Below are 8,206 nucleotides of genomic sequence, written 5' to 3'. Positions count from 1 at the left end.
CGATGCCGATCCGGTCGGCCAGCGCATCCGCCGCCATCGTACCGTTGACCAGCAGCGAGCCGTCGTCACGCATCACCACGTTGGGCGTGTCCTCGGGGTCGGCGTCGCTGGCGAACTCGCCCGCGATCGCGGACAGCAGGTCGGCGGGAGTCACGATCCCCTCGAAATGCCCGTATTCGTCGTGAATCAGCGCCATCGGGATCTCGGCGCGGCGCAGCGCGTCGAGCGCATCCATCGCGTCGATCCGGTCGATCACCACCGGCGCCTTGCGGACCAGTCGCCTGAGGTCCAGCGTCTCGCCGCGGAACAGCGCGCTGGCGATGTCGCGCGCCTGCACCACGCCGATCACCGCGTCGATCGTCCCCTCCGCCACCGGCAGGCGGGTATGGGGCGTCTCCAGCAGCGCGGCGCGGATGCTGGCATCGTCCAGCGCCACGTCCAGCCAGTCCACCTCGGTGCGCGGCGTCATAACCTCGCGCACCGGCCGATCGGCAAGACGCACAACGCCCGAAATGATCGAGCGCTCGTGCTCTTCGATCACGCCGGACTTGCTCGCCTCAGCGACGATCAGGTGGAGTTCCTCCGCGGTGACATGCTCGTCCGATTCGCGGTTCAGCCGCAGCAGGCGGAAGGCGAGCGCGCTGGTCGAATCGAGCAGCCAGACCAGCGGCTTGGTCGCCAGCGCCAGCCAGCGCATCGGCACCGCCACCAGCGCGGCGATCGGCTCGGGCGATCGCAGCGCGATCTGCTTGGGCACCAGTTCGCCGATCACCAGCGAGGCATAAGTGGTGAGGCCGATCACCAGGGTGAGTGCCAGATTGTCGGCCAGCGTTCCCGGCACGCCCAATGCCTCCAGCCGCGCCGCGGTGGGCACGCCCAGGCTGGCGCCCGAATAGGCACCGTTGATGATGCCGATCAGGGTGATGCCGATCTGCACGGTAGAAAGGAACTTGCCCGGATCGGCGGCGAGTTCGATCGCGGTGGCGGCGCCGCGGCGATTGGCGCGCGCCATCGCCTCCAGCCGGGCCTTACGCGCCGATACGATGGCCAGCTCGCTCATCGCGAACACGCCGTTGAGCGCGACGAGCGCGAGGATGATGAGGACGTCCGTCCAGGGAAAGGGAGGCATGGTGAAGCCCCTAATTGCCGATGGTGCCGCCGCTCTGCAATGACTTGTGCCGCGCGGGCCGGAACCGCTGTGCTACCGCAATGTTTTCGCAGGCGTAACGAGGGAGGGATCATGCGAGTGCTGATGATGCTGGGGGCGGCGCTGATCGCCGGGGCGACGGTGGCGCCGCTGACGGCGGCGCCGCTCAGCACCGCGATCCCCGCCTATCTGTCGGGCGAGCTGGTCGAAGGGCGGCAGGCGCGGGTGGCGCGGGTGAAGAAGGCGGCGATGGCGGGCGTGACCTCGGCCGACCTCGGCGGCTACATGAACCAGCAGGAGCAGGCGCTGCGCGTGGCAGTGGCCGACTCGGGGGTGCGGGTGGTGCGCAGCGGCGACGAGCTGCTGCTGACCATCCCGAGCGGGATCAACTTCGCTTACAAGTCCGCAACGGTGGACCCGCGCTTCGCGCCGACGCTGGACCGGGTGGCGCAGGTGCTGGCGAAGTTCGACCGGACCTTCGTGGACATCTACGGCCACACCGACTCGATCGCGTCGGACGGGTACAATCTCAAGCTGTCGAAAGATCGCGCCGGCTCGGTCGCGCGCTATCTGGAGGCGCGCGGCGTCGCCCCGGCGCGGGTCGGCACGCAGGGGTTCGGCGAGGGCGAGGCCTTGGTCTCGAACGAGACGGAGGAGGGCCGCGCCACCAACCGACGCGTCGAGATCCGCATCGTCGCCATCCCGCAGATCGAGTTGGGGTGACGACAATCCTCTCCATGGTGGGGGAGGATCAAGCTTATCCCCGCCGCTCCCGGAAGAAGTTCCGCAGCAGCGCAGCCGCCTCACCCTCGCCCACTCCCGCCAGTACCTCGGGCCGGTGGTGGCAGGTCGGCTGGCCGAACCAGCGGGGGCCGTGCTCCACCGCCCCGCCCTTGGGATCGCCGGCCGCATAGACCAAGCGTGCGATGCGGGCGTGGGAGATCGCGCCCGCGCACATCGCGCATGGCTCCAGCGTGACCCACAGGTCGCATCCGTCCAGCCGCTCGCGCCCCAGCTCGGCGGCGGCGGCGCGGATCGCCAGCATTTCCGCATGCGCGGTCGGGTCACACAGCGCGCGCGGCGCATTGGCGGAGGTGGCGATCACCCGCCCGGCCAGCGTCACGGCCGCGCCCACCGGCACCTCTCCCCGCCCTGCCGCATCGCGCGCGGCATCCAGCGCCGCGCGCATCGGGTCTGGCAGGGGAAAGCCGGTCATGCGTCAGGGATTAGGCGCCTCGCCCGGCTTCTGCACGTCGATCGTGGGCACGGTGACCGTCTTGTTCTCGGTGCCGAGGTCGATTTTGCCCACGTCCGCCTTGAACTCGGGCGCCTGCCCGCCTTCGATCCGCGGCAGCGAGGCCGTGCGGGTCTGGTCGATGTTGATGAAGCCGGTCGCCATGCCCGCGAGCACGACAAGCGCGGCGATGCCGACGAGGACAAGCAAGGTCCGCATGATTGATCTCCCTGTTACGCTGGTGGAACAACGCCGCCGCGACGCAGGGGGTTGCACGGCCCAGCGCAGTTGACGATGGCGCCGCCAGCGGCTAACGGCACCGGCTTTCCGGGCTTATCGAACTTCAGGAACCAACCATGTCGCGCATCTGCGAGCTGACCGGCAAGGGCCGGCAGGTGGGGAACAACGTTTCCCACGCCAACAACAAGACCAAGCGCACCTTCCTGCCGAACCTGCAGAACGTGACGCTGATCTCCGATTCGCTGGAGCGGTCGGTGCGCCTGCGCGTCTCCACCCACGGCCTGCGCTCGGTGGAGCACAATGGCGGGCTGGACAATTGGCTGGTCAAGACCGCTGATGACAAGCTGTCGCCGCGCGTCCGCCGCCTGAAGCGCGACATCGTCAAGAAGCAGCGCACGGTCGAAGCCGCGGCCTGATCCGCCGGCGCGATTGCCGACTGCAAAGGCCCGCCGGTCCACGATCGGCGGGCTTTTGCGCGTCAGTCCAGCCGGAACTTCGCCAGCAACGTGCGCTGGACCAGCGGCTCGTCCTCGTCCGAGACCATCCACAGCATCGTCGCGCCGCCTTCGCGGGTGACCGCCAGCCCCTCCCAATTCTCGGCGAGCGGCCCGTCCAGCGTTGCGATCTCGCGACCCGTCACAACCTTGCCGGCACGCAGATCCGCCCGCCGCACCAAGGTCAGCTTGGCGGTGAAGCGCACTGGCGGCCGCCATTGCCGGGTCAGCACCAGCAGATCGCCGTTCGGAAGCGCCGCCGCGTCGGACGGGTCGTAGCCGGCGGGCGGGCGATACCCGAACCGCTGCGGCGTGCAGCCCGCAACCGGATCGCAGTCGAAGATCAGCCCCGGCCGCGGCAGCCGACGCTTGGGCCCACGCTCGGCGATCACCACGAAGCGGCCGTCGGGCAGCCGCGCCATCGATTCGGCGCCGCCATTCTGCCGCCAGCGCCGCATCGCCTGCGGGCGCACCTCGCCGTCGCCGCGCCGCAGGCCGGGCGCATAGCGCCAGATCGCATTGGCCGATTCGAAGCCGATCCAGGCGCGCCCGCTTTGCGGGTCGAGCACCAGCGATTCGCTGTCGCGGTCGCTTTTCTCCCAGCCGATCCTTGGGCCATCAGGCAGGAAGCCCATGAGCGCGTCGATCGGGCGGCCATGCCGGATCGCGAACGAAACCCAATTGCCGCCATCGTTCAGCAGCACCAGCCTTCCCTGATGCAGCGCGATCGCGGAGAAGCCGCCGAACGCCGGCGCCTCGCTGCTCAGCCGATAGACGCCGATCAGCGTCAGCCGGCCATAGCGGCGCTGCGCGAGCGGCAGGCGCACCGCCGTCAGCTTGGCGTCGCGATCGAGCAGCGGCAGCCGCACCTCGCCCGACCAGGTCGGCACGAACATCAGGACCAGCAGGATGGAGAGCAACAGGCGCACGCGCCGCCGCTCATAGCCGCTGGCGCGCCGCCCGCCAGCAAGCATCGACCTTAACGGCAGCTAACCGCGCCATTCAGCCACGGCTCAACGCGAGTCCGCCAGAGCAGCGATCGGCGATGGCACGCCGACATCCTCGTTTTCCGCCGCACGCGTATCGGTGCGGCGGAGGCCTTTCCCTCGCGTAGCGTACCGAGGGCGCGGGCCCGTCGCCGCGAGGCGGCGGGCCCGTTGTCTGCCGGAGCCGAACGGCTGCCGTGCTCGTTGAGCGATGATGACCGAAAGATCGCTCCGGCTCGGCTTTCCCGTCAAGGTGATGGGCAAGCCCGGCCTCAAGTCCAACGACACCCGCCGCTGGCAGGCCGGCCCGCACCTCAAATGCTCGCTGGAGCATGTCGACAAGATCCTCGACTATCTGAAGTCCGTGGAGCTCGACATGTACCGCCTGTCCTCGGACCTGGCGCCTTATGCCACCCATCCGGACATGCCGCAGTTCCACAACATGGTCGCCGAAAGCGACGCCGAGCTCGCCGCGCTCGGCCGCAAGGCGCGCGAGCTGGACATGCGCCTGTCCTTCCACCCCTCGCAATATGTGCTGCTGAACAGCCCTAATCCGGAGCTCACCGCCAAGAGCATCTGGGACCTCAGCTCACAGGCCGAGATGCTCGACCGTATGGGGCTGGACGACGAGGCGGTGATGGTGACCCACGTCGGCGGCGTCTACGACGATCATGAGGCGAGTCGTGCGCGCTGGATCGAGGGCTGGGAAAGGTGCCCCGAGCACGTCCGCCGCCGGCTGGTGCTGGAGAATGACGACATCCGCTTCTCCTGCGCCGACGTGCTCTGGATCCACGAGCGCACCGGGGTGCGGCTGATCTTCGACTATCAGCATATGTGGTGCCTGAACCCCGAGCGGCTCGACATGCGCGAAACGCTGGAGAAGTTCCTGGCGAGCTGGCCCAAGGGCGTGCGCCCCAAGATCCACTTCTCCAGCCCGCGCACCGAGATGCGCGAGGTGAAGCAGAAGGTCACCGCCAAGGACCGCGCCGCCGCCAAGGATGGCAAGGCGCGCACCCGCAAGGGCGAGGTGACCAAGGCCCCGGTCAAGGCCACCGCCCGCGTGAAGACGGTGCTGCGCCCGCCGATCTGGACCGGCCATGCCGATTTCACCAACCCGTTCGAATTCGCCACCTTCATGCGCATGGCCGAGGGGCTGAAATTCGACGTGATGATGGAGGGCAAGAGCAAGGACATCAGCCTGCTCAAGCTCCGTCCCGATCTGCTGCGTTTTGCGCCCGACGTGGCGGCGCGCTTCGGGATCACCGACGCCAAGGCCGAGGCGCTTGCGCGCGACGAAGCGGCGCTGGAGGGTGGCGTCAGCGCGGAGGAGGAACCGGACGTCGACGAGGGCCTGCTTGCGGCGGCGGAGTGACCCTCCCCTCCCGCTACCCACCTCCGTTCACGCTGAGCGAAGTCGAAGCCCCCTCAATACATATGCTGGCCGCCGTTGATGCTCAGCGTCGATCCCGTAACGAACCCCGCCTCCTCCGAGCACAGGAACGCCACGCCGCGCGCGATCTCGTTCGCCTGGCCCAGCCGGCCGACCGGGATCTTGGCGACGATCTTCTCAAGCACGTCCGCCGGCACCGCCGCGACCATGTCGGTATCGATATAACCCGGTGCGATCGCGTTCACCGTCACGCCGAAGCGCGCGCCCTCCTGAGACAGCGCCTTGGTGAAGCCATGAATGCCGCTCTTCGCTGCGGCATAATTGACCTGGCCGTATTGGCCCGCCTGGCCGTTGATCGATCCGATGTTGACGATCCGCCCCCATTTGCGTGTCCGCATACCGGGGAACACCGCCTTGGCCATGTTGAAGCAGCCGCCCAGGTTGGTGTCGATCACCTCGCGCCACATCTCATACGTCATCTTCAGGATGGTGCCGTCGCGCGTGATGCCGGCATTGTTGACGACCACATCGACCGGACCGAGCGCCGCTTCCACTTCGGCGACGCCATCAATGCAGGCCTGGTGGTCGGACACGTCCCAGCGATACGACTTTATGCCGGTTCGCTCGGTGAACTCGGCGGCGCGCTGCGCATTGCCCGCGTAATTGGCCGCGACTTGCATGCCCATGTCGCGCAGCGCGACGCTGATCGCCTCGCCGATCCCGCGCGTTCCTCCGGTGACGATCGCGACCCGAGCCATCCAGCCTCTCCCGATGTAAGTGTCGCCTGACGCTACGGCAGCGACACCCAGCCTTCAAGCTCCCCGGCGATAATGCTGCGCAACATTTCAATGCCGAGCGGCGTGTCGTTGAGGCATGGCAGATAGGCGAAATGGGTGCCACCCGCCGCCTCGAAGGTCTCACGGCCGCGGATCGCCAGCTCCTCCAGCGTCTCGACGCAATCCGCCGAGAACCCGGGCGCGACGATCGCGACGCGCTTGACACCCTGTGCGGGCAGCGCGGCAAGCACCGTATCGGTCGCCGGCTCCAGCCATTTCGCCCGGCCGAACCGCGACTGAAACGTAATCGTCACCTCCCGATCCAGCGCCTGGTCGAGCAGTCGGGCGGTCTTCTGACAATGGCAGTTATAGGGATCACCCAGTTCCAGCGTCCGCTGCGGCATGCCGTGGAAGCTGGCGAGCAGCGCATCCGGCACGAAGTCTAGCGCCGCGATCGCACTCTCCACCGAACTCGCCAGCGCGTCGATGTAGGCGGGGTGGTCGTGATAGGGCGGCAGCGTCCGGATCGCCGGCTGCCAGCGCATCGTCGCCAATCGTGCGAACGCCTTGTCGTTCGCCGTTGCGGTCGTCGCCGCGCAATATTGCGGGTAGAGCGGCGCCAGCAGCACCCGCTCGCACCCCGCCTCCTTCAGCGCCGCCAGCCGGTCGCCGATCGCCGGCCGCCCGTAGCGCATTGCATAGTCGACGATCACGTCTTCGCCGAATGCCCCGTGCAGCGCGCTCGCCTGCGCGCGGGTGATCGCGGCGAGCGGCGAGCCGTCCTCGCGCCACACCTGCGCATAGGCATGCGCCGATTTCTTCGGCCGCGTCGTCAGCACCGCGCCGCGCAGGATCGGCTGCCAGATCAGCTGCGGGATCTCCACCACCCGCGGGTCAGACAGGAATTCGGCAAGGTAGCGTCGCACCGCCTTGGGCTCGGCCGCGTCGGGGGTGCCGAGATTGATCAGCAGCACGCCCACTTTCGGCGCGGGAACAAGGGGATGGCCAGCAGGTCTCATGCTGACGGCCGTAGAGGCAAGCCGCGCAGCCGCAAGCCCGTTGCGGCATGCACCGCATTGGCGATCGCCGGCGCCACCGGCGGCACCGCCAGCTCGGAGACGCCGCCCGGCGACGCTTCGCTCTCGATCAGCTCCACGGTGATGTCCGGCGTGTCGGCGAGCCGCGGCAGGTGCAGCCCGCCGGCAAGGTCCGCATCCGCAATGCCGTTCGCATAGCCCACCGCCCCGCCCAGCGCCGCCGCCATGCCGAAGATCAGCCCGCCCTCGATCTGCTGGCGGACCAGATCGGGGTTGATCTGCCGCCCGCAATCGACCGCCGCGACCAGCCGATCGACGCGCACCCGCCCCTCCTCGACATGCGCCTCGGCGAGCACCGCGATCTGGCTGCCGTATGCCGCATGGCAGGCGATCCCCTGCCCGCTTCCCGCCACCCCGCCGTTCCACCCGCCCAGCGCCGCCGCGGTGGACAGGCAGCGCGCGAGCCGCGGCTTGCCCCCCAGCATCGCGATGCGGAACGACATAGCCTCGACCTGCGCATAATGCGCCAGCTCGTCCAGGAAGCATTCGGTGAAGAAGCAGGCGTAACCCGCGGCGCCGCCACGCAGATATCCCGGCTGCACCCCGGTGTCGCAGGGATGGTGGTCCACCGCCCAGGCCCGAATGCCATAAGGCGGCACCGCGCCCGCGACCGCCGCCGCATCGCCTTTCGACAGCGCCAGCGCCGCGCCGACCACGGGATCGCCGGGCAGCAACCGCTCGGCCAACGCATGGCCGGTCGAAGGCGCGGCGATCTTCGCCAGCCAGCCCTGGATCGCGCCGCCGCGCCCAAGCCGTGCCGCCAAATGCGCCCGCGCCGGCGCGCGCACCGGGTCGCGCCGCAGCGCCTCCGCGCGGCTGCGCATCGCCAGCACCAGATCGGA

10 protein-coding genes are annotated in these 8,206 nt (G+C 68.9%); 3 read left to right on the top strand and 7 right to left on the bottom strand.

All coding sequences use genetic code 11. The annotated features are described in order from the left end of the window. A partial coding sequence (locus tag ACFDTH_RS16275) for a hemolysin family protein (protein WP_375288612.1) occupies positions 1-1,129 on the bottom strand: 1,129 nt, incomplete at its 3' end. 111 nt (positions 1,130-1,240) lie between these two features. On the opposite strand from ACFDTH_RS16275, the gene ACFDTH_RS16270 reads away from it, so the two are divergent. Beyond that, on the top strand, positions 1,241-1,870 hold the full coding sequence (locus ACFDTH_RS16270; RefSeq protein ID WP_375288611.1) for an OmpA family protein: 630 nt from the start codon (positions 1,241-1,243) through the stop codon (positions 1,868-1,870). Between the two features lie 34 nt (positions 1,871-1,904). Here ACFDTH_RS16270 and ACFDTH_RS16265 read toward each other — a convergent pair whose 3' ends face one another. Both ACFDTH_RS16265 and ACFDTH_RS16260 read right to left on the bottom strand, forming a co-directional pair. Beyond that, entirely contained in the window at positions 1,905-2,363 is a 459-nt protein-coding gene (locus ACFDTH_RS16265) for a nucleoside deaminase (RefSeq protein WP_375288610.1), read from the bottom strand. Between the two features lie 3 nt (positions 2,364-2,366). After that, on the bottom strand, positions 2,367-2,600 hold the full coding sequence (locus tag ACFDTH_RS16260) for a hypothetical protein (protein WP_375288609.1): 234 nt from the start codon (positions 2,598-2,600) through the stop codon (positions 2,367-2,369). Positions 2,601-2,737: 137 nt separating this feature from the next. On the opposite strand from ACFDTH_RS16260, the gene rpmB reads away from it, so the two are divergent. Continuing rightward, on the top strand, positions 2,738-3,037 hold the full coding sequence (rpmB, locus tag ACFDTH_RS16255) for a 50S ribosomal protein L28 (RefSeq protein WP_375288608.1): 300 nt from the start codon (positions 2,738-2,740) through the stop codon (positions 3,035-3,037). A gap of 62 nt (positions 3,038-3,099) precedes the next feature. Here rpmB and ACFDTH_RS16250 read toward each other — a convergent pair whose 3' ends face one another. Then, positions 3,100-4,089, bottom strand: a complete 990-nt coding sequence (locus ACFDTH_RS16250; RefSeq protein WP_375288607.1) for an esterase-like activity of phytase family protein — start codon at positions 4,087-4,089, stop codon at positions 3,100-3,102. A 226-nt stretch (positions 4,090-4,315) separates the two neighbouring features. Between ACFDTH_RS16250 and uvsE the strand changes: the two genes are divergently transcribed. Continuing rightward, positions 4,316-5,473, top strand: a complete 1,158-nt coding sequence (gene uvsE / locus ACFDTH_RS16245; protein WP_375288606.1) for a UV DNA damage repair endonuclease UvsE — start codon at positions 4,316-4,318, stop codon at positions 5,471-5,473. A gap of 53 nt (positions 5,474-5,526) precedes the next feature. Here the strand turns inward: uvsE and phbB are convergent, their stop codons facing one another. From phbB to ACFDTH_RS16230, 3 genes are all read right to left on the bottom strand, one after another. Continuing rightward, positions 5,527-6,249, bottom strand: a complete 723-nt coding sequence (phbB, locus tag ACFDTH_RS16240; protein WP_375288605.1) for an acetoacetyl-CoA reductase — start codon at positions 6,247-6,249, stop codon at positions 5,527-5,529. 32 nt (positions 6,250-6,281) lie between these two features. After that, positions 6,282-7,286 (bottom strand): ferrochelatase, encoded by a 1,005-nt coding sequence (hemH, locus tag ACFDTH_RS16235; protein WP_375288604.1) that lies wholly within the window; start codon positions 7,284-7,286, stop codon positions 6,282-6,284. Further along, on the bottom strand, positions 7,283-8,206 hold a 924-nt coding region (locus ACFDTH_RS16230), incomplete at its 5' end, for a molybdopterin cofactor-binding domain-containing protein (protein WP_375288603.1). The genes hemH and ACFDTH_RS16230, both read right to left, overlap by 4 nt.

Source organism: Sphingomonas sp., from assembly GCF_042096255.1.
In the GTDB taxonomy this organism is placed as follows: domain Bacteria; phylum Pseudomonadota; class Alphaproteobacteria; order Sphingomonadales; family Sphingomonadaceae; genus Sphingomonas.
Note: the sequence above shows the minus strand (reverse complement) of the source record. Positions and strands in the feature narration are given on the sequence as shown.

Coding starts and splice junctions, on each gene's coding strand:
- ACFDTH_RS16270 (WP_375288611.1), top strand. CDS start 1,241: ATGCGAGTGCTGATGATGCTGGGGGCGGCGCTGATCGCCGGGGCGACG.
- ACFDTH_RS16265 (WP_375288610.1), bottom strand. CDS start 2,363: ATGACCGGCTTTCCCCTGCCAGACCCGATGCGCGCGGCGCTGGATGCC.
- ACFDTH_RS16260 (WP_375288609.1), bottom strand. CDS start 2,600: ATGCGGACCTTGCTTGTCCTCGTCGGCATCGCCGCGCTTGTCGTGCTC.
- rpmB (WP_375288608.1), top strand. CDS start 2,738: ATGTCGCGCATCTGCGAGCTGACCGGCAAGGGCCGGCAGGTGGGGAAC.
- ACFDTH_RS16250 (WP_375288607.1), bottom strand. CDS start 4,089: ATGCTTGCTGGCGGGCGGCGCGCCAGCGGCTATGAGCGGCGGCGCGTG.
- uvsE (WP_375288606.1), top strand. CDS start 4,316: ATGACCGAAAGATCGCTCCGGCTCGGCTTTCCCGTCAAGGTGATGGGC.
- phbB (WP_375288605.1), bottom strand. CDS start 6,249: ATGGCTCGGGTCGCGATCGTCACCGGAGGAACGCGCGGGATCGGCGAG.
- hemH (WP_375288604.1), bottom strand. CDS start 7,286: ATGAGACCTGCTGGCCATCCCCTTGTTCCCGCGCCGAAAGTGGGCGTG.